We start from the raw sequence: 21,261 nt of genomic DNA, 5'->3' as shown, positions 1-21,261 counted from the left end.
CCGTTCACGCGCAGAGGCCATATCGCAGATGATTGAGGACATGCACCACCTGTGCGCGCTCTCCCTGCGCCAGTAGTTCAAGCGCGCTGCGTCCGCCGAATCCGGTCGTCCGGCTGGCAAGCCAGGCGGACGCGCCCGCTTCCGATTCGAACACCCCGACAAGCAGATCGACTAGGGCTGGATCGGTCTGACGCAGCGCTTCAACCGCCCGGCGTCCCGACTCCTCCAGGGCCGCATACAGTCTGGACACACGCGTCGCCAGCGTTTCGATCTGGGTCATCTCAAACCTCTCCGGTCGGTCGGGCGAGTCGCACGCTTCGCCAGTTGAACGCGGGGCGAGCTGTCGCACGCCGCCCGCCACCTGTTTTTAACGTCACACGGCGTACATCTGCCGATGCGTCAGCCACGACCCGCCGCCCTGTCCCGCGCCCATCGTTCTCCCGTGATAAGGCGGATTATCACGTCCAGCCCTTTTCCGGCCCGCGCAGCGCGGCGAGCCGAGTCTGCAGTTCCGCGAGGACCGCCGGCGCACTGATGCCCAGCACGGGGTCGGTGTGCACCAGGTGAGCCCGGCACACCGCCGGCCAGCCCGCATCATCGTCGTCGAGCGCAATCCATGCCGCTGGCCGCCGCCGGCACACGTCGCCCCAGACCTGCACGCCACGCGGCACGGACTGGAACCACACCGGATCCATCCGGCCGTGGAAGGTCGCGCCGACCACGCGCCGACCCAACTCCGGCGGCAGTCGGCGGGCCACCTTGCGCACGCTGCGGAACACGCGCACCCAGCTCGTGGACAGCACAATGCGCAGCTCAGGGTACGGGTCGAGGCAGCGCGCAAGCAGCGCCGCGTGTTCGAACACGACATGCCCTGGCGGCGTAGCGACGTAGGGACCATAACCCGGCCGGCGCCACACATCCTCAGGATGCAGGACCCCGTCGAAGTCGAGATACAGGACGAGGCCGCCCCGCACACGCGGCCGCATGTCCGGCTCCTCAACTGCGATGCCCCGCCCCATGCCCGCATGTGCCTCCACGGTCAGACAAGATCAGGCAGGGGCCGGTGCGGCCGGCGCCTTGCCGTGCCAGAGCCGCCTGCCGCGCGCGGGCTTTGTTGCCAGCGCGTACGGCACCGATAATGTGCGTCCCGCCGCGGTCGTGAACCGGGTCACCGTGAGCAGCAGCTTGCCTGTGCTGCGATGTTCGTACTCGGTCACCCCCACCCGGATCTCGCCAAGCGGTTCGAGCGTCCACTTGTCGACTTCCCGTGCCATCCTTGTGCTCAGTATGGCGGCGTCGCGCACGACGACCGCCCCTTCGACGAACTGCTCAAGCGTCGCAGCCGTTTCGCGCAGGTCCAGCATCACGATTGTTGGAACGGCCCGCGAGCGCGGCCGCGACACCCTGAGAATCAGGACGTCCCGCGGCAGCAGTTGCTGAACCGCTGACCACACCCCCCTGCCCGGCAACCCGCCGAAAGGCACGTTCAACGCAGGCACACGGTTACTTTCACACGTCACAAACATACAGCCGCTACCCCAAACGCTTCCATTACCAACGCACTCGTCCTGCGCCCTCGGCCGCTGCCACCGACCAGACTGAACACGATTTCCACCCCGAGTCGGAAATAAGCCCAAACGAAAAGGTCCACGACAACCCAAAATGGGTCGTAAATGCCGTGGCCAAATGACCATCATACCGCGACCATCACGGGATGCAAAGGGTATCGGTCAAAATGGACGATGCGGGACATCTGACCGCCATAGGGGCGACGGTTCGCGCTCGTCGGCAGGAATTCGGTGTCTCACAGGAGGCCCTTGCCCACGCGACGGGAATCGACCGCAGTCATATGGGGAAGATCGAACGAGGGGAGCGCAACCTTTCCGTCCTAAACCTCATTCGAATTGCCGACGCCCTAAACATTTCGCCGTCGAAACTTCTCAAAGGTGCGGGCCTTTGACAGGTAATCGAGCCGATTGATTGCAGCGAGCTTCAATCGTCTGAACTCGTAGGTAATGACGGCGCTGCCCCCCTCCGCGCACGCGAAGACATGTTCGCCATGCAGCGGTTTGACTGCCGCTACATTCGTGACGCGGCTGCGGCCATCGCTGGCACGGATGCCTTCCATGTAATTTATTTCGTACTACATAGTATTTGTGGCGATCGCTAATTATATTTATGTTAAATTTACTCGACTGACCCTGCAAATGCATATCGAGTAGCGTTGGTTCAAGGAAATTTGTTCCCGTTCTGCAAGTGATTTTGTTCCCGACCTTCAGGCTAGCGACCAAAGCATGAGCTACGCTCGCGCGCGGCGCCGAACTCATGAGCGTACGCGATAACCTGCCCCATTCGTCAGTCTCAACGACTTCGGCGGCGCTGTCGAAAAGGATACGTAATTGCTTGAACTGTCGGCCGAAGGAACAATTTTGCTTGAACTCCGGCCGTCCAGTGGGAACAAAATTGCTTGAACCGACGTTCCCGGTTCCACGACCTCGAAAAGGGCAACCGAATCGAACTGCCCTGGTTGGGCGGTGGTGTCGTTTCGCTCGCGCGCGACGTGAATGTCTCCGTGCCCGTCAACACCTTGATCACGAACTCGCTTTCGCCGTACGTGAGCGACCGCGTCAAGCCGTAACCCCTTCGATCCAATCCGATTCGCAAGAAGCTTCTAAGGTCGGCATCGAGAGTCAGGCTGGTCTGCCGCAAAAGAACGTTGCATGGTCCATTTTGGCGCGCCAGTGCACACACAGCCGTTCCTCTTGTCGCTTGTGATCCGGTAGCAAGTCGGGGCCTTGTCACCGGCATCTTTAAAGCAACTCTGAATCGCAATACTCCCATGCGTTTTTGGCAGATCGCCCCCCACTATCGACCGGCAAACTTCGCCGATCGATAACCCCGGGTCTCTTACCATCCGCGTCGGACCGTTCGCTTTCTCAAAAGAATGCGATCTCGTAGCCGAATCGCGAAGCTGCAGCCACGATATGCTGCCCCATCAGGGTGCGCGCAGTGACTGCGTCTTTATCCTTGAAAGCCTGCACGAGCGTCTCGTGCTCGCCACGTGCCGCGTTCGGAATGTTCCCAAACATCGGTCCGTGTCTAGCGAAGTTTGCGGCGATCAGTGTTCGCATCGGTTCGAGAACCAGGCGGATCATGGCTGCGAGGTATTCGTTACCAGCGGCTGCCGCTACCGCACGATGAAACTCAAGATCCGCGTTGACTGTGACTGCAGTTGGCGTGTCCTTGAAGCGCATCCGTTCGATAGCCTCTTCTATCGGCTTCAGCTTTTTTGCTGTCATGCGCTGGGCTGCGAGTGCCGCCGCCTGACTCTCAAGGACCGCACGCACCTCGAACATATTTCGGATCGTGTCGTCGCCTTCCAGGAGGCTGGTATTTACATTTAGCAGGGGCTCTCCGGGTAGGTGTGATGACGCGACGAATGCCCCAATTCCCTGTCGAGATTCGATCAGCCCCTGTGCCCGAAGGCTCGCGATTGCCTCGCGCACTACGTTGCGGCTCACCCCGAAGTTCTGAGAAAGGAACTGTTCGGTAGGTAGGCGATCGCCTGGTCGCAATCGACCGGACTGGATCTCCTCGTGTAATGAGCGCGTGATGTGTTCCGCCAGGTGGGGACGACGCTCGACGCGGCGGACATTCAGTTCGTTCATGATCGGTCGCTTAATATTGCTTGTACTCATATTCTACATCCGGATGAGAGCATCGGCTTGTCAGGCGAACGTCTGCCGCTCCGGCAGACTTGCGGACTGAAGGCGATCCTCGTTGATATTTAAAAAAAGTACATCTTTGTCCTGTTGCAGGACAACCGAATGTCTACTATTATTTGCCCTGTTATAGGACAAGAAGGTTCAGGCGCGGTGGCCTTGACCATTCCAGACGGAGACGTTTACAGATGAAGATTGCCAGCATTGAATCCATCCCCCTGCGCATTCCCTTTACGACGGGTGGTCCGTCGGCGGGCGGCGTGTGGGGCCCCAAAGATCTGCAGGTAGTCGATTCACTCGTCGTGAAGGTCACGACGGACGACGGCACTGTCGGCTGGGGTGAAACCTTTGGCTTCACGGCGATCCCGTCCGTGAAGCGGGTGATCGACAACATTCTCGCGCCAGATCTGATCGGCCGTGACGTCGCGCTGCGCGAGAAGTCGATGCTCGATCTGCAGAAGAAATTCCACGTCTTCGGCCGCAGCGGCGCGTTCATCTATGGTCTCTCGGCCATCGACATCGCGCTGTGGGACATCGCCGGCAAGGCGGCCAATCAGTCCGTTCACCAGTTGCTAGGCGGCGCCGAGGCTACCTCGCTAGCGTGTTACGCGAGCCTGATCCGCTACGCCGATCCCGAACTCGTCGCGATCAACGTGCGACGCGCGGTGGAAAGCGGCTACCGGCATCTGAAGCTGCATGAAATCACAGTGGAAACCGTACGCGCCGCGCGAGAAGCTGCGGGCCCCGACATCGAAATCACGCTCGACGTCAATTGCCCGTGGACGGTCCGCGAAGCGCTCGACATGACCGCGCAATTTCGTCCGTTCAATCTGCGCTGGATCGAAGAGCCCGTGTGGCCGCCCGAAAACTATGCGGGCCTCGCGACCGTGCGTCAGCAAGGCGGCATTCCGGTCGCGGCTGGCGAAAACGCGTCGACGTTGATGGACTTTCAGCATCTGCTCGAAGCCGGCTCCGTCGATTTCATTCAGCCCAGCCCCGCGAAAATGGGCGGCATCACCGAACTGCTAAAGGTCTTTGCGCTGGCGAACGCGCATAACGTCACCGTCATGGTCCACACGTTCTACGACGGCCCCGGCCTGCTCGCAAGCGTGCATGCGAGCGCGGCGCTGGGCGGCCCGAAGGCGCTGGTCGAATGGCGCTACTTCGACCTGGAAGCGCAACTGTATGGTGACGCAATCATTCCTCGAAACGGACGTATCTCTGTGCCACTGGGCCCAGGGTTAGGGATCGAGCCAGATCAGCATGTGATTCGAGACTACCGTATCAAGGATTGACCGGGCGCAGGAGTTCCTGCAGTCGGCGCCGAACGGGCACTAATCGAGCCAAACCCAAAAAAACAAGGAAGGAGCAAGGAGAACCATGCTGGACAGAATCGTTGGACCCCTCGTACCCGTTGCAATAGTCATCGCCCTGGGCTACATCGCGGGCAAGCGGGGACGCCTCACTCATTCGGACAGCCTGTTGATCAGTCGATTGGTGCTTGGGTGGATATTTCCGGCCTTGCTGCTTGTTGGTATGGCAAGCACGCCACGCTCGCAGCTGTTCGACTTCAAGTTTGTCTTTGCAACGTTCATCGGCATCATGGGGATGTACGCGATCGCGTTGCTAATTGGCTGGTGGCGCTTGCGCGAATTGAAGGCTGCGACCCTTAAAGGGTTTGTAGTGGGCTATCCTGATGCAGCCTTCATGGGGATTCCAATTCTTCAGGCGATGTACGGCACAGGCAGCATCTACTCAGTATTGGTTCTGAACCTCATCGCCAGTCTAATTATGATTCCCCTTACCGCAACCTTGCTGACTGTGGCAAGTGGTAATGGGAGCGGCGTCCAAGCGTTTATTTCCAGCGTAAAGGGCGCAGTGCGTAGACCATTGCTGTGGGCGCCGGCGATCGGCATCGTCTGCTCGCTGCTTCAAATCAAGCTGCCGTTGCTACTCTCTGACGCGTTCAATCTTCTCGGTAAGGCAACGCCTGGCGTCTCGTTGTTTTGCCTGGGGCTGATCATGTCGTCCCACAAGCTGAAGCTCTCAGGTGAGGTTTGGGGAAATCTCGGGCTAAAGCTGCTTATCCATCCCGTATTGATGTTTGCGGCGACGATACTCCTCGGTGTGCGCGGACTGTATGCCCAGCAAATGATTCTACTTTGTGCGCTGCCCTCGGCGACGATCCCCGCAATGTTTGCAAATGAGGCAGGCGCATATCAAAGCGAAGCAGCGACTTCGATTCTGGTCAGTACCGTACTTTCAATCGTTACATTCGCAGCAGCGATCTATCTCATCGATAACGGGCTCGCAGCTGCCTGAGGCCCGTCGTGGCGCGTGAAATGTCTGGAAAGAGCGCTGCCTGTCCCGGCAATGGGGTGGAGGGGCTGACGCAGAAACTTTCAGTGAGGGAGCCAAGGTTAAGGAGATGCCCCGCCAGGCTTGGGCGCTCCCACCGGAAACCTGCACGGAAATCAAGGTGACATCGGCTTACTGCAGTTGGCAGTTGGCAGGCGGCCACGCCGACGGCTGGCGCTAGCAAGACAACGTTCTCCCAGCGTCGTGACGAATACCTTCATCGTGTCGGTACGCTCCATCATGACTTGCCATCACGCCGCTGCGAGAATTGGACTCTTGTGCTGATCTGATCTCGGAGGCATCGCCGCCGGTTCTTGCCGTGTCGACCCGCATTCCTCGCGGAAGAAGTCTATGCAGAAGTTCACGAAGGTGCGCAGGCGCGCGGAAAGCAATTCCGGGCACTCATAGAACAGACATAGCTCGACTTCGTTGTTCAGAATCAGGCAGTTTGGGAGCACCGGGACGAGACAGCCCAATTCGATATCGTCACGAACCATTGCCTCGGGCAGCACCGCAATCCCGACGCCGGCAAGCGCCGACGCGAGAAGATGCAATTCGTCTCCGTTCATGTGAGACGTCGCGATGATCTTGACTCGCTTGCGGTCCTCAAGCAGTTCGATCGCGCCGCCTTCCGGGCGGCTCGATCCCTGGTTCAACAGCAGGAAGTGCGACTCCAAAGCAGACGCGCTAGCAGGAACTCCGCACTTCTCGATATATTCGGGTGAGGCAACCAGTGTGGGAGGAGAGTTCAACAAGACTCGCCGGATCATCGTCGAATTCTCCACAAGGTGTGACGGCAGAATGGCCATGTCGAAACGCCCGTCGCTGAGGTTGCGGGCGCAGTTCTGTACGCCAACGCTCAGGTTCACTTTCGGCGCCAGATCCCGATAGCACGCGACGAACCGCGCGAATATCGAGCTCGCGAGCGCCGGATGGACGACGAGGCTTAGTTTTCCGCAATCGCCTTCCCTTGCATGCGTAATCCGCCGATTCGCTTCGTCCATATCTTCTAGCATGCGGCTGCACGTCTCGTAGTAGGACTTCGCCTCCTCGGTCAGCGTGACTGACCGTGTCGTACGGTGAAAGAGCCGCATGTGCACTTCTCTTTCGAGCCTCAAAATGATTCTCGAGACCGCTCCTGTCGTGACGCCGAGTGTTTTGGCCGCTTTACTGAAGCTCTGTTTTTCTGCAATGAGGACAAAAGCCCTGAACTTTAAAAACTGGTCCATTACTTACCTCCTGAACACAACGCATGATGCTTGTTTCACATTCCGTTTCCTGACCAGCGCTCACAACAAACAGATCCTGCCAAAGTCGACTGTTCTCCTGTACACGTATTTGTTGGTCCAAGGTACGAACGTGTACTCGTCATATGCAGTAATCCCGATGACGATCCGGTGGGAAAGCACGTTGATAATCGCAGCCTCCTCAAACGACGCGCAATGCTATATCTCTATCCACACGCGTGCGTACGGTTGACGTGCTCCTCGCAGTGGCAACTTCACCGAAGGATCGTGACCAAGGCCACGCTTTATGCCATCCAGCTGCTTCGCGTTGTAAGCATGGTAGGCGGGTTGTCCCGCACCCGGTAGGTAACCTTAGCGTTACGCTGGGATTCCTTCGTATATTCCGAGTCAGTAGCGAAGCCAGTAGCTGTGGTCGAGGCAGCCCGCGTGCCAGTGGTTCGAGCGAGTTGCGCTTCGGACGAGGTTCAGGGTGCGCCGAGGACCCGCGACAGGAGATCGGCCAGAGCGTTCATGTCAACGGGCTTGCTGAAGACTGCCACGACCTCCGCGGTGTTCACCAGCGCGACGACGTCATCCGTCACGAAGGCCGAAACAAAGATCGTGGGGATCAGGTAGCCCTGATCCACGACGCTCTCGTGCAATTCCGTTCCCGTCATGCGCGGCATTCTGACGTCCGTAATCAGGCAGGCGAAATCGCCAATCCTGTTTGATTGCAGAAACTCGATGGGTGAGGAAAATTCATGCACGCTTCGCCCAGTCGCACGTAGAAAGTTACAAAGACCTCTCCTGACGTATTTATCATCGTCCACAATGGCGATAAGCGCGGGCGTTTGGATGTCCATGCGACAGTCTCTTGAAAGGTCGTTTGATCGGCTTGGCTTCATAGGCATGGTGGCGCGATTCATAACCTAGCTTACGCAGCCATGAATTGGAATGCTACTTAAGTACCATCCGCCCGCCCTTTGGATCCTCGACCCGGCGCCCCGCTCTCGGGCGCCACCGCAACGCATTACATCCGGTATCCCGCGGAATACGAAACGCTATCCTTTGGTCCCGTTGCGCTGCGCGAGCCCCTGGCTATCCTTCATGGACAATGTCACGAAACGACGTCTGTCGTTGGGGCGAGTTCACAGAGTCGGTCGTGCCGCGCGGATGTCGTCTTGCGGTTCGCCGGTCGCATCGTGACATTATCAATCTCGAGATGAGGGCACAAATGAACACGGACTACAGACGTCGAGGAATTTCGCCCTATACGAGCGCGAAGGCGACTGGCAAACTCGCGCCGTGCGCGGACCCTTGGTCGCAGACCCTTCTGCTCCTCGACAAACTGTGCGCAAAGCAGCAATGCGCAGATGTACTGAATCCCGTTGGACTCGCGTCGCAACCGCCCCCGTCCCGAGCGAGCGGCGAAGGCACGAAGCGCCAGAAACGCAGAAGTAAAGGCGACATGGCGAGCGAGGCAGCATGTCCGGCCGCCATTACGCTCCTCGAGCGCCTGTCTCGCAGAAGCGTCGCTCTGCGCTGGTGTTCCGCCTCATGCCACTATGGCTTCCAGATCTGGGTATGTGGAAAGGCTCGCAAATCCGGTACCTGCGCATTGACTGGCAAGGCAATCCGCCGAGGCGATTACGTCTACCGGCCACAGGGACGCACGCGTTTCGTTCCCGTCAACGTGAATGCAATGATCCACCTTTCCGCCCTCGTCTGACGTCGATCTGCTGCTCCATTGCCGAGGCGCACGGGAGAGCTTTGCCGAAACGCACTGACTCGCCTCATGTTGCAGTCGTCGAATTCTCGCTCCCTGGACTGACGGGCGGACGTGCCTCGTCCAGTGAAGATATGGAAACGTTGCTGGCGTAGCCCGGGACATGGTCAGCGCGGGTAACGAAAAATACCGCTACTTGTGGGTACCACAAACGACTTTCCGGCTCTGCTCAGGTCTAATTTCAAGTGCGCTCCATGCAAGAACGCACTGGTGACGCTGGTAAAGACTGTCAGAACCGGACAAGCCCGATGTGCGGCTTCCCGAACCAAAGGTCTGTCCGCGCGATCCACCATATGAGTCGCGCATGGTTGCAGCTATGCTGCATTTCACAGAACCGTGAATCCTGTCCCAAAGCGTCAATGTGACAATCACCATACGGTATTTAACAAATGAAAAAAATTATTATCCGGAGTGCCGTAGGTGTCGTGTCTTCAGTTGCAGCTTCGTCTACATTCGCACAGAGTTCGGTAGTGCTCTACGGCCTCGTAGATACAGCGCTTCGCTACCAGACCAATGCGGGACCCGATGGCAAAGATTTGATGGGCATGACGGTCGGCCCGGAAACGCACAGCCGTTGGGGACTGCGTGGCAGAGAGGATCTGGGTAGTGGTCTATCAGCGGTTTTCCGGCTCGAGAACGGTTTCGAAGCAAATACTGGGCAACTTCATGTCCCGAACACATTGTTCAGTCGTCAAGCCTATGTAGGTCTGTCCAGCGATCAATACGGAGCACTAACGTTTGGCAATCAATACGCGCCACTGTACGACACGATGGGGGACATTTTTGATCCGTTCACTGTCGGCAACTATTGGCAGGATAGCTGGGTGTACAATGGAATCGGCCCGTATCTCACGATCGCCAACTCAGTCAAGTATGTTGTCACGTTCAGCGGTCTAACCGTTGACGCCGTTTACGGCTTTGGCAACCAACCTGGCGCCCTTGGCCTAGGTAGCACATATGGCGTTGAAGTATCTTATGCGCATGGTCCCGCGACACTGGGCGCTGGCTTCCAGCAAACTTCCGTATCGTCGGCGAACGGCAGCCTCGCCAATGGGGCAAAGATAAACTTCTTGCACGTTAGTGTCGCATACCAGATCACCCAAGGCATACGCCTTCTGACGGGCTGGTTGCGCGCCCAAGACCAGACCGGCACGACCGATATCAACATGCAGCAGGCGGGCGCACCAAAGCTCCCCAGCAGCAGTCCTAACCGGATCGACGATACGCTGTATGTTGGTGGAAACTGGCAGGCCTCCAGACCATTGCTCATTACCGTTGGCGCGTATTACGGCCATGCCCGCAACGCACAGCGCGTGGACGGCACACTCGGCTCAGGCATCAATTACTCGGCAACCCTCCTCGCTGAGTACTCGTTCTCGAAATACACGGAAGTCTACGGCACAGTCGATTTCGCCCGAGGCAACGGTGCATTCGGGGCTGACTATCCGGGCATAACCAACCCTGCCACGGGAGCCGTTGATAGCATCGGGCGCACGAATAATGTTGGTGCAGCGATCGGCTTGCGAAAAATTTCCTGACCTCGGCCAACCTCTTCCGAAGCGTCTCTCCACCTGTTTAGAGTGCGCGCCGCCACCATCATTGACGTAGCGGAACAACTGAATTGTCGCGGACTGCGGTAATCCCGAACCGAAACCCGTCCAGAATACCACGCAGTTCTCCGGCGGCCGGAGAACGGCCTCGCAAGGACCTGTTCGTGCGCCTGGCCACCTTCACCAGGAAAGCAATGAAACAACCGCTCCGAATCGATTTCATCTCCGATGTTGCGTGCCCGTGGTGTGCTATCGGCCTGCACTCGCTCCAGCTAGCACTGGCACGCCTTGGAGACGCCGCCGATACAGAACTGATTCTGCACCCGTTCGAGCTGAATCCGCAGATGGCGAGCGAGGGCGAAGCGCTTGTCGAGCACATCGGCAGGAAATACGGACGCACTCCGGAACAGGTGGCGCAGGCGCAGGCGGAGCTTCGCGAGCGCGGGGCGGAGGTGGGATTCCGTTTCGGCCCACGCGAGCGGATCTATAACACCTTCGATGCGCACCGCCTGCTTCATTGGGCAAGCATCAAAGGCAAACAGGTGCCGTTCAAGCACGCACTACTTCGGGCCTATCATGGTGAGGGGAAAGCGCCAAGCGACCATGACGTTCTCGCCGAGTCCGCAGAAGCGGTAGGACTCGACGCCGCCGAAGCCCGTGCCATCCTGCAAAGCGACGCGTATGGCAGCGAGGTTCGCGCAGATGAAGCCAAATATCAAGACATGGGCATCCGATCGGTGCCCTCTATCATATTCAACGGTCGCCACCTGCTGACTGGCGCACAACCCGTCGAAGCATACGAACAGGCGATCCGGCGGATCCTTGCGAAGACTTGATGGCAGCTATGACCCGATGAATGCAAGGACATCGGTGTTGATCGTGTCTGCTTCCGTTGTCAGCATGCTGCGCGGGGATCCTTTGCAGTTCTCTTTACCGTTCCGTTACGAGGCAGCTTTGCCGTTAGGAGCCCCGAATCGACGTACGGCACGATTTGATCGTCGCCGCCGTGTGTCACGAAATCGACTCTGCGACTTTCTTGATTTCTTCGATAGAGTCCGTTTGAATACACCCGGGAGAACGTTGAACGAACTGGAATTCACCACAAGAGGCATGCATTCCATGTTGCATTAAATGCTACTCCATTGAACCGGATGATTTGCACCGGATGCCTCAAGTTTTAATCGAAGTACTTCCATTTCAACGGGACGGCCGACTTGGGCCGTTGGACACCGCCGTCGCCGCCCCCCTTCGAGTCGGCCGCGGGGTAGCCCAATTGCTTGCCAGCAATCGGACGATAAACTGGCTGTGTCGGTGGCGAACATTGGCCGGTGCGTTCGTGGAGACGTTGGAATTTCTTCGCGACCACCACAAGCGATCGCTTTAGCTCGCCATGCTAGCCGGTCTCACATCAGTCCGGGAGTGCCAAGATGGTCGACGACGCCGTGCTGATCATTCTGCACCGCGGTTCCAGACTTAGTGTCCCATCGCAAGTGAATGCATCTGGCCCGATACGACGATGATCTTCCGACAAAAGGTATCGACATTGATGATGGTACGCGACCGAGGCGATCGAAATCGCCCCGAGTGCAATCGTGAACCAGAACCCGTCGGTTGCGCGGCCAGATACGCGATCCGAATGACCGGGAACCGGTTTAACGCTGACGAGATAACAACTTGCGTCGCGAGAATGCTCGGCAATATATTGTATGCACAACCATCTAAGTTCCTCACGGAGCCGGGACCAAGAAAGTGTATGCTTGTGGAACAAATCTCGTTGCGGCGGCGATGGATAACAAAATAAATATTTTGTGGGACGATGGCGAGCGTGTCTTCTGCAGAGGACAGCCCTCCGCCCTAGCCGGTCAGAATGAGCTATTCGTGCGGCTTGCCGCTGAAAAACCCAGTCCTGCTAGTCTCGATCGTCTTGCCCACGAGTTCGGGCTGAAGGACGAGCTTGACGGTGCGTGGGCGGTGCGCCCGCTGAAATTGGTGCGCGAAGGCCGTCAGGCCTTGCTGGCGTTCGAGGACCCTGGCGGCGAGCCGCTCGCGCGCCTGCTCGGCACACCGGCGGAGATCGGGCAATTCCTGGCACTTGCTGCTGCCATTGCCGCTGCGCTCGGCAAGCTTCATCAGCGCGGCCTGGTCCACAAGGATCTCAAACCCGCGCATATCTTCGTGCACTGCGCCGATGGGCAGGCGCGGCTCACCGGATTCGGCCTTGCGTCACGCCTGCCACGCGAGCGGCAGGCGCCGGAGCCGCCCGAAACCATCGCCGGTACGCTCGCCTACATGGCGCCCGAGCAGACCGGTCGGATGAATCGGTCGATCGATTCGCGCAGCGATCTGTATTCGCTGGGTGTCACGTTCTACCAAATGTTGACAGGCGTCCTGCCGTTTGCCGCCACTGACGCCATGGAATGGGTGCACTGCCATATCGCCAGAATGCCGTTGCCACCCAGTGCGCGGGTGGCAACCATTCCTGCAGTGGTCTCCCGCATCGTCATGAAGCTGCTGGCCAAGACATCCGAGGAGCGCTACCAGACTGCCGCTGGTGTCGAGCACGATCTGCGGCGCTGCCTCGCGGACTGGCAACGTCAGCGACGCATCGACGACTTCCCGCTGGACGAACACGGCACGCCCGGCCGGCTGATGATTCCAGAGCAGCTTTACGGCCGCGAGCGCGAAGTCGATACCCTGGTCGCCACTTTCACCCGTATTGTCAAGAATGGCACGCCGGAGTTCGTGCTGGTTTCCGGTTATTCGGGCATCGGCAAATCGTCGGTGGTCAATGAACTGCACAAGATCCTCGTGCCGCCACGGGGATTGTTTGCGTCCGGCAAGTTCGACCAGTACAAACGCGATATCCCTTATTTCACACTGGTTCAGGCATTCCAAGGCCTGGTGCGCATGCTGCTTGGCAAGTCCGACACCGAGCTGGCAGGCTGGCGCGCCGCATTACTGGAGGCGCTCTCGCCCAATGCCGCGCTCTTGAGCGACCTGATTCCGGAACTAAAGCACATCGTCGGCGAGCCTCCCCCCGTCCCGGAACTTGAGCCTCAACAGGCGAAACAGCGCTTTTTGCATGTGTTCCGGTCCTTCATCGGCGTATTCGCCCAAGCCGACCATCCGCTCGCACTTTTTCTCGACGACCTGCAGTGGCTCGATGCAGCGACACTGGACCTGCTCGCGGATCTGCTGACCCACCCGGACCTGCGCTTCCTGATGCTGATCGGCGCCTACCGCGACAACGAGGTCGACGCCACCCACCCGCTGACCGCGAGGCTCCAGGCGATCCGAAACGCAGGCGCGAAAATCGGGGAAATCCGGCTCGCTCCGCTCACGCGCTCGCACATCGCACATCTGATTGCGGACGCGCTTCACTGTGCGCCCGATTCGATCGAGCCGCTGGCGCGCCTCGTGCGCGACCGAACGGGCGGCAATCCGTTTTTCGTGATCCAGTTCCTGCAGGTGCTGGCCGATGGCCACCTCCTGACGTTCGATCACGACGCGCGCCAGTGGCGCTGGGATAGCGAACGCATCCATGCCAGAGGTTACACCGACAACGTCGTGGACCTGATGACCGGCAAGCTGACCCGCCTGCCGGGCGGGACGCAACACGCACTGCAGCAGCTTGCCTGCCTCGGGAACGTCGCGGACATCGCGACCCTCTCGGCCGTGCTTTGCATGCAGGAGGCGCAGGTCCACGCGGCGTTGTGGGAAGCGGTTCGCCAGGAACTGGCCGTGTGGGTGGAAGACGCTTACGCGTTTGTTCACGACCGGATCCACGAAGCCGCCTATTCACTGATCCCGGCAGCATCGCGCGCCGATGCTCATCTGCGGATCGGCCGGCTGCTCGTCGCGCAAACGCCAGAGGAAAAGCGCGAGGAAGCGATCTTCGAGATCGTGGGGCAGCTCAATCGCGGCGCTGAACTGATCACCAAACGGAACGAACGCGAGCAACTGGCCGAACTCAATCTGCTTGCTGGCCAGCGCGCCAAGGCGTCGACAGCCTATACCTCGGCGCTAGCCTATTTCACCACAGGCGCCGGGCTACTGAGCGAAGACTGCTGGCAGCGGCGGCATGACGTGCTCTTTACGCTGGAGTTGAACCGGGCCGAATGCGAATTCCTGACTGGACATCTGCCCATCGCCGAAGCGCGCCTGGCGGGGCTATCGAGGCGTGCTGCGACCACGCCCGAGCGCGCCCAGGTCGCATGCAGGCAGATGGATGTCTACATCGTTCTCGACCAGTGTGACAACGCAATCGCTGTTGGCCTCGCCTTCCTTCGTCATGTGGGCATCGAGTGGTCACCCCATCCTGATGAAATGGCGGTGCGAAGCGAATACGAGCGTATCGGGTCACTGCTTGGGAACCGGACGATCGAAGGACTCATCGACCTGCCACCGATGGAGGACGCGGTCGCCATTGCGACCGTCGAGGTTCTGACCAAGCTTTTCGCAGCTGCGTTGGTCACGGATGGGCAGTTCGCTTGCCTGGCGATCTGCAAGGCAGTCAGTCTCAGCCTTGAGCATGGTAACAGCGACGCCTCATGCGTGGCCTACTCTTACTTGCCCAGGGTCGCCGGACGGCTATTCGGCGACTACCAGGCCGGATTTCGATTTGGCCAGCTCGGCTGTCAAATCGTCGAACGGCGCGGCCTCGAACGCTACGCAGCCCGCACGTACCATGCTCGCGCACTTTATGTCACGCGCTGGGTGCAACCTGCGCGGACTTGCGTTGACCAGTTCCGCCGCATTTTGGACGCCTTGAACCGGACCGGCGACTTGGCGTACGGCGTGTTCGCGCGCAACCACCTCACCTCGAACCTGCTTTTCATCGGCGAGCCGCTTTCGCAGGTGCAACGAGAGGCCGAATCCGGACTTGCGTACGCCAGGAAAGTGCGGTTCGGCCTGGTCATGCAGTGTATCGAAGTGCAGCTTGCATTGATCCGGACACTTCGCGGCTTGACTCCGGTGTTCGGCCGCCTTGAGGTCGGGCAGTGTAGTGAAGCTCACACCGAACACCTTCTGTCCAAACCGTCCCTGTCGACCGCCGCGTGCTGGTATTGGGTCCGGAAACTACAGGCGCGCTATCTAGCGGGCGACTATGAGGCGGCAATGGCTGCCGCCCCAAAGGCACAAGCGCTCCTGTGGACCTCATACTCGTTCAACGAAGACGCCGAATATTGCCTCTATGCCGCTCTTGCGCGGGCCGCGCAGTGCGAATCCTTACCGGCCAGCGACCTCCCGGAGCACCTGAACGCACTAACTGCCCACCACAACCAGCTGCGTATATGGGCGGATCTGTGCCCGGAGAACTTCGCAAGCCATAGCGCGCTGGTCGGCGCCGAGATCGCCCGCATCGAGGGCCGCGTGGTCGACGCCGAGATGCTCTACGAACAGGCCATCCGCTCGGCACAGGAGAGCGGCTTCGCGCTAGTCGAGGCACTGGCCAGTGAACTTGCGTCGCGCTGTTACGCAGCCCTCGGTCTTGGGAGCATCGCGCGAATGTATATGCAGAACGCTCGCTATGGCTATCTGCGTTGGGGTGCCAATGCAAAGGTGCGCCAACTCGAGGGACAGTATCCGTACCTCAGGACCGAAGAGGCGGTGCCCGGACCGACCAATACGATGGCAGCGCCAATCGAGCATCTCGAGTTGGCGACCGTGATCAAGGTGTCGCAGGCGGCTTCAGGGGAGATCCACCTTGAAAAGCTGATCGAGATGGTCATGCGCACGGCGGTCGAACAGGCTGGCGCCGAACGGGGTCTGCTGATCCTCGCTGATGGGGGCGAGAATCGGATTGCGGCAGAAGCTACCACGGCCGGCGACGCAATCCACGTGCAGTTGTCCGATGCACCAGCCTACGCGGCGATGTTGCCGGAGTCGATCCTCAACCAAGTCTTGCGTACGCGGGCGACTATCTTTATGAACGATGCCGCAATGGAGCCCATGGCTGACGCTGATCCCTACGTCCGTCAGCATCGCGCACGTTCCATTCTATGCCTGCCGCTTATGAATGGCGCGAAGCTCATGGGTGCGCTCTACCTCGAGAACAATCTCGCTGCCCGCGTGTTCAGCCCGGCCCGTATCGCCGTGCTGAAGCTGGTAGCATCCCAGGCTGCGATTTCGCTCGAAAATGCCCGTTTATATCGCGATCTTGCGGAACGCGAAGGGAAGATCCGGCGACTCGTCGATGCCAACATCATCGGGATCATCGTTTGGGATACCAGTGGTGCCATTCTTGAGGCAAATAGTGCATTTCTTCGCATGCTCGGATACGGGCCGGATGTTTTTCTTTCGGATCGCATATGCTGGCAGGATTTGACGCCACCCGAATGGCATAAGTGCACCGAAGGAGCGATCATGGCGGCCGTGCAAGCGGGGCACGCGGAACCCTATGAGAAGGAATACATCAGAAAAGATGGCAGGCGCGTGCCCGTTATAATCGGCTTGGCCACTTTCGGGGCAAGCCGTAAGCAAGGCGTCGCTTTCGTGCTGGATCTGACCGAGCAGAAGCAGGCGGAAAAGAAGATCCGCGAGAGCGAAGAGCGCTATCGCGAAGTGCAGACCGAACTGGCGCACGCGAACCGCGCCGCGACCATGGGGCAGCTCGCAGCCTCGATTGCTCACGAAGTCAATCAGCCAATTACCGCGACGGTGACCTATGCCGAGGCCGCATTACGCTGGCTAAACCACGACCCCGCCAACCTCTCCGAGGTCGGCCTTGCGCTCGACAGTATCGCCAGGAATGGCAAACGTGCCGGGGACGTGCTCGGCCGGATCCGGCAACTGATCAGGAAGGCGCCACCGAAAAAGGAGCCGGTGGACATTAACCAGGCGATCCGCGAAATCGCCGAACTGGTCCAGGGAGAAGCAAGAAAGAGCGGCGCCCAGTTGGAGATGCAGCTCGTGGAAGGTTTGCCGTTTATTGAAGGCGACCGCGTGGAACTGCAGCAGGTGCTACTCAACCTTATCATCAATGCATTGGAGGCGATGAGCAGCCTCGAGGGAACACGCAACGTGCACATCAGCACGGGCGAGGCCGACGGTGCCTGCGTGGTCGTTACCGTGCGCGATACAGGCCCGGGTTTCGGTCCGAACGGTACCGAGCACGCGTTCAATGCGTTCTACACCACGAAGCCCACGGGTCTCGGCATGGGCCTATCCATTTGTCGTTCGATCATCGACGCGCATGGCGGCCGGCTTTGGGCGAGTGAATGCGCGCCGCACGGCGCGATCGTTCAGTTCTCGTTACCCCAGCATCCTGCAGTTTGATCGTTCGTGAAACCCGTCGAGTGTGTGAACACACGTTGATCGCGTGGACTGAATCAACGCACGGAGACCGGGTGACGACTTCCACTCACAAGCACGAACGAAATAACACGCCGAAATACTGACTAAATCAATACTTAGACATCTTTCTTTTTGTCGATGCGGGCAAGAGGAAAATGGACACAACGAGAAGACGAGATGGTCCAAAAAGCCGGAGACACTGGCTTCGACGCGCGGATCGATCACATCCTCCGTGACGCCAGGCAGCCTCCCGAGCGCAGCCTGGACGTGGTCCACATGGGCCCGACGCAATCACCGCCTCGGCACCCATTTGCTACGCAAGTGCGGCGACCGCAATTCCGATACATGATGTCCCGCAAATGACAACCACACATGACTGCTCGAGCGACATGGGCGCAGCCGCCATGGTATGGCTCCTTCAACGACTTTTTGTGGTGAGGCATTGGCCGATCCAGCCCAGGTGCGATTGAGCAGAACAGCTGGGCTCGGCAGTGCCGCGAATGCATGGGCGACAACCGGTCATCCCGGCACTTCCCGTTATACTGCGGGAACATTCATGTCGATTCTAACTTGAACAGAAAGTCCGGACTGGGTCCGGCTTTCGGCTCGACTATCGCGTAATCGCATCTGAGGGGGACTCGCAATGATGAGTGATCGGGAAGGCTTCCACGGAAAAGTGGTGTTCATCACAGGGGCTGGAAATGGAATCGGTCGCGCGACGGCAGTCGCCTTTGTGCGTGCCGGTGCAAGCGTTGTGCTCGCCGACACGAACGTCGCCTCGATGGAAGTCACCGCTGACCTGGTACGCGACGCCGGTGGCAACGCTCTTGTTGCGAACTGCGATGTGACCAGCGAAGCCGACGTCAAGGCCGCGCTGGAGCAGGCCGTAAGCACGTTCGGTGGTTTGGACATCGCGTTCAACAATGCCGGCACGCTTCAGATACTATCGCCGGCTGCCGATATTTCGGAGCAGGAATGGCGTCGCGTGTTCGATACCAACGTGCTGGGTATCCACCTTTGCATGCGCCACGAAATACCTCTAATGCTGGAACGCGGCGGTGGCATCATCGTCAATACCTCGTCGGGATCCGGTGTCCAGGGCTTCAAGGGGGCGGCGGCTTATTCCGCGTCGAAGCACGCGATCATCGGCCTGACGCGATCCGCGGCACTCGACTACGCCCAGTTGGGCATTCGTATCAATGCGGTGTGCCCGGGAATAATCGACACTCAGATGAACGACGTTTTCACAGGCCGTACTGACCAAGGGCGTGCGGAGTTGGCGCAGAGAGAGCCCGTCGGGCGACTCGGCCTGCCGGAAGATGTCGCATCTGCAGTCCTGTGGCTGAGTTCACGAGACGCCGGTTTCATGATTGGCCACGCACTCGTTGTGGACGGTGGTTTAACGATCGCATAGTGCGGCTCGTTAGCGCGAGCGGAAGCTATCGGCTGATGAGGCGAGCGGCGAGCCTGCGCACGTCCTTTGGCGATGTGGGAAATACCCGTTCGCACCGTCGCGGTGCATGCACCGAAAATGCGTATTACAATATTTCGGCAATATGTTGGGCTGCCGCAATAAGTCAGATCATTTCCCGCCAATGTTGCGATGCGGGAACTCGCGGCGCTTCGTGAGAAACGGTTTGCCGGGTCATGCGGCCGGGTCATGCGGCCGTGTCCATCGCGGTAGACGCCGAATAGACAAACGTCTTCGAAGAGGCATGCTCAAATGTATTCCCTGAATATGCGGGATTCCGCCCCCCGCGGCCGAAGCGCGGAGGCAGAACCGGTTGTCTACGTGATCGACGACGACGAATCCATCCGTCGCGCGCTCAGCAATCTGTTCCGATCGGTTGGCCTTTGCGCCAGCACATTCGCATCGACTCGAGAATTTCTGGCATCCCCGACCGTAAGCGCGCCAAGCTGTCTGATTCTCGACGTCAGGCTGCGCGGCGAGAACGGCCTGGAGTTTCAGGACGCGATGCACCGCAAGGGATTGCGTATGCCCGTTGTGGTGGTCACCGCTCATGGCGATATCGAAATGACCGTGAAGGCGATGAAGGCGGGCGCAACGGATTTCCTGTCCAAGCCGTATCGCGACCAGGACTTGCTCGACGCCGTTTCGCACGCGCTGGCGAAAGATCGGGAAAGGATATCGGCCGAGGGCGCGCTCGGCACGCTGCGCGCGGCTTATGAGACCCTCACGCCTCGCGAGCGTGAAGTCGTGGAACTCGTTCTCGCGGGTCTGCTCAACAAGCAGATCGCTTCGGTCATCCACATCAGCGAAGTCACCGTCAAGAAGCACCGCCGGCAGGCCATGCAAAAGTTGTCTGCACGCTCAACCGTCGATCTGGTCTGCAAGATCCGCACGCTAGGGATCGAGCCGCGGACTTCGGCGATCGAGCCTGAGATCTCCTGACCCGCGCGGCCTTGCCCTGCCTTCGCCCGCAAGCCAGCCCCGTCCAGCGCGCCGGCTGGCTGGATACGGTGGATGAAACCCAGGTGAGTTGCGCGGAGAAATGGCCGCAGGCCGTCGCTAAGACGGCGGGTGCATGTTCCGCCGCGAACGGCAAGCAGGCGGCGACAGCGCGAGCCAGACCGTGCTCGTCGTGTGCCCCGCCGCCGAGTCTGCCTCCTTGGGTGCGGGAGCCCTTTGCGCATGAATATGCGCTCAGGCACGTGCTCGATCCCGCGGCCGCGGCGTGCCCGTTGCGGCTGCTCTATCGGCTCGCATCGGGCACACTGCCGTTCGTGGTGTCCAAGGCGATGGAGTGGATCTACTGCCAGATCGCATGTGAGCCGGTGCCGCCCTGCGAGTGCGAGCATGACATTCCCTAGCCGGTTTCGCGCATCGTCATGAAGCTGCTCGCCAAGAAGCCCGAGGACCACTGCCAGATGCACGCCGTGTCGAACGCGACCTCCGTCGCTGCCTGGACCAGCGGGAAGCCCAAGGCCGCATCGACGCTTTCGTGCCCCGCGAACAGGACGTGCCCGACCGCCTACTGATCCCCCAAAAGCTGTATGGAATGTTGCGCGAAATCGAAGCCCTGATCGGCGCCTTCGATCGCGTCGTCGCCAGCGGCGCGCCGGGACTCGTGCCCATCAAGGGCTACGCGGCCATCAGCAAGTCCTCGGTCGTCAGCGAATTCACAAGGCGCCGGTCCATCACGGGGGCTTTTCCCCGCGGGAAAATTTGATCACTACGAGCGCGACAAACCGTATGCAAGGCTCGTGCAGGCTTTCCAGAGCCCCGTGCGGCCGTTAGTCAGCAAGCGCGAAACCGAGCTGGACGAGTCGCGCGCGCCGCGGCATCCGAGCGAAGTTGAGCT

General features: G+C 59.6%; 19 protein-coding genes. 12 read left to right on the top strand and 7 right to left on the bottom strand.

Going from position 1 to position 21,261, the window contains the following annotated elements; all coding sequences use genetic code 11:
• Window positions 1-4 precede the first annotated feature (4 nt).
• The 3 genes from ACOJB8_RS27155 to ACOJB8_RS27145 form a co-directional block, all read right to left on the bottom strand.
• Window positions 5-280 carry an MbcA/ParS/Xre antitoxin family protein gene (locus tag ACOJB8_RS27155; RefSeq protein ID WP_475015385.1) on the bottom strand — a complete coding sequence of 92 codons (276 nt, stop codon included), beginning with the start codon at window positions 278-280 and terminating at the stop codon, window positions 5-7.
• 178 nt (window positions 281-458) lie between these two features.
• Complete coding sequence (locus ACOJB8_RS27150; protein ID WP_475015383.1) at window positions 459-986, bottom strand: HAD domain-containing protein; 528 nt, start codon at window positions 984-986, stop codon at window positions 459-461.
• Window positions 987-1,049: 63 nt separating this feature from the next.
• On the bottom strand, window positions 1,050-1,484 hold the full coding sequence (locus tag ACOJB8_RS27145; protein ID WP_475015470.1) for a hypothetical protein: 435 nt from the start codon (window positions 1,482-1,484) through the stop codon (window positions 1,050-1,052).
• Between the two features lie 230 nt (window positions 1,485-1,714).
• On the opposite strand from ACOJB8_RS27145, the gene ACOJB8_RS27140 reads away from it, so the two are divergent.
• Complete coding sequence (locus ACOJB8_RS27140) at window positions 1,715-1,960, top strand: helix-turn-helix domain-containing protein (protein WP_475015381.1); 246 nt, start codon at window positions 1,715-1,717, stop codon at window positions 1,958-1,960.
• Here ACOJB8_RS27140 and ACOJB8_RS27135 read toward each other — a convergent pair.
• Window positions 1,916-2,128: a hypothetical protein gene (locus ACOJB8_RS27135; RefSeq protein ID WP_475015478.1), complete on the bottom strand. Its 213-nt coding sequence runs from the start codon at window positions 2,126-2,128 to the stop codon at window positions 1,916-1,918. The two genes, ACOJB8_RS27140 and ACOJB8_RS27135, sit on opposite strands and share 45 nt — an antisense overlap.
• A gap of 339 nt (window positions 2,129-2,467) precedes the next feature.
• Here ACOJB8_RS27135 and ACOJB8_RS27130 point away from each other — a divergent pair, with 339 nt between their 5' ends.
• Complete coding sequence (locus tag ACOJB8_RS27130) at window positions 2,468-2,638, top strand: ketopantoate reductase C-terminal domain-containing protein (protein ID WP_475015379.1); 171 nt, start codon at window positions 2,468-2,470, stop codon at window positions 2,636-2,638.
• Window positions 2,639-2,936: 298 nt separating this feature from the next.
• Here ACOJB8_RS27130 and ACOJB8_RS27125 read toward each other — a convergent pair whose 3' ends face one another.
• Window positions 2,937-3,668, bottom strand: coding sequence for a FadR/GntR family transcriptional regulator (locus ACOJB8_RS27125; protein ID WP_475015377.1), 732 nt, complete (start codon window positions 3,666-3,668; stop codon window positions 2,937-2,939).
• 242 nt (window positions 3,669-3,910) lie between these two features.
• Between ACOJB8_RS27125 and ACOJB8_RS27120 the strand changes: the two genes are divergently transcribed.
• Both ACOJB8_RS27120 and ACOJB8_RS27115 read left to right on the top strand, forming a co-directional pair.
• Window positions 3,911-5,017 carry a mandelate racemase/muconate lactonizing enzyme family protein gene (locus tag ACOJB8_RS27120; protein ID WP_475015375.1) on the top strand — a complete coding sequence of 369 codons (1,107 nt, stop codon included), beginning with the start codon at window positions 3,911-3,913 and terminating at the stop codon, window positions 5,015-5,017.
• Between the two features lie 85 nt (window positions 5,018-5,102).
• Complete coding sequence (locus ACOJB8_RS27115; protein ID WP_475015373.1) at window positions 5,103-6,044, top strand: AEC family transporter; 942 nt, start codon at window positions 5,103-5,105, stop codon at window positions 6,042-6,044.
• 287 nt (window positions 6,045-6,331) lie between these two features.
• Here the strand turns inward: ACOJB8_RS27115 and ACOJB8_RS27110 are convergent, their stop codons facing one another.
• Window positions 6,332-7,309, bottom strand: a complete 978-nt coding sequence (locus ACOJB8_RS27110; RefSeq protein ID WP_475015371.1) for a LysR family transcriptional regulator — start codon at window positions 7,307-7,309, stop codon at window positions 6,332-6,334.
• 482 nt (window positions 7,310-7,791) lie between these two features.
• Entirely contained in the window at window positions 7,792-8,169 is a 378-nt protein-coding gene (locus ACOJB8_RS27105; RefSeq protein WP_475015368.1) for a response regulator transcription factor, read from the bottom strand.
• Between the two features lie 251 nt (window positions 8,170-8,420).
• On the opposite strand from ACOJB8_RS27105, the gene ACOJB8_RS27100 reads away from it, so the two are divergent.
• The 8 genes from ACOJB8_RS27100 to ACOJB8_RS27065 all read left to right on the top strand — a co-directional run bounded on the left by ACOJB8_RS27100 (window position 8,421) and on the right by ACOJB8_RS27065 (window position 21,129).
• Window positions 8,421-9,035 (top strand): DUF3331 domain-containing protein, encoded by a 615-nt coding sequence (locus ACOJB8_RS27100; protein WP_475015366.1) that lies wholly within the window; start codon window positions 8,421-8,423, stop codon window positions 9,033-9,035.
• 446 nt (window positions 9,036-9,481) lie between these two features.
• A complete protein-coding gene (locus tag ACOJB8_RS27095) occupies window positions 9,482-10,630 on the top strand; it encodes a porin (protein WP_475015364.1) in 1,149 nt (382 codons plus the stop codon).
• A gap of 206 nt (window positions 10,631-10,836) precedes the next feature.
• A complete protein-coding gene (locus ACOJB8_RS27090) occupies window positions 10,837-11,478 on the top strand; it encodes a DsbA family oxidoreductase (protein WP_475015362.1) in 642 nt (213 codons plus the stop codon).
• A 949-nt stretch (window positions 11,479-12,427) separates the two neighbouring features.
• Window positions 12,428-17,920 (top strand): trifunctional serine/threonine-protein kinase/ATP-binding protein/sensor histidine kinase, encoded by a 5,493-nt coding sequence (locus tag ACOJB8_RS27085; protein ID WP_475015360.1) that lies wholly within the window; start codon window positions 12,428-12,430, stop codon window positions 17,918-17,920.
• 661 nt (window positions 17,921-18,581) lie between these two features.
• A complete protein-coding gene (locus ACOJB8_RS27080; protein ID WP_475015358.1) occupies window positions 18,582-19,352 on the top strand; it encodes a glucose 1-dehydrogenase in 771 nt (256 codons plus the stop codon).
• A 324-nt stretch (window positions 19,353-19,676) separates the two neighbouring features.
• The gene (locus ACOJB8_RS27075; protein ID WP_475015356.1) at window positions 19,677-20,351 is read left to right on the top strand and encodes a response regulator transcription factor; all 675 of its coding nucleotides are present in this window, start codon (window positions 19,677-19,679) and stop codon (window positions 20,349-20,351) included.
• A 260-nt stretch (window positions 20,352-20,611) separates the two neighbouring features.
• Window positions 20,612-20,770, top strand: a complete 159-nt coding sequence (locus ACOJB8_RS27070) for a hypothetical protein (RefSeq protein ID WP_475015354.1) — start codon at window positions 20,612-20,614, stop codon at window positions 20,768-20,770.
• Window positions 20,771-20,901: 131 nt separating this feature from the next.
• Window positions 20,902-21,129: a hypothetical protein gene (locus ACOJB8_RS27065; protein WP_475015352.1), complete on the top strand. Its 228-nt coding sequence runs from the start codon at window positions 20,902-20,904 to the stop codon at window positions 21,127-21,129.
• The last annotated feature ends 132 nt before the right edge of the window (window positions 21,130-21,261 follow it).

This window comes from Paraburkholderia sp. BR10141 (assembly GCF_056155635.1).
The sequence above is the reverse complement of the archived record's forward strand: the minus strand, read 5'-3'. Positions and strand labels throughout refer to the sequence as shown.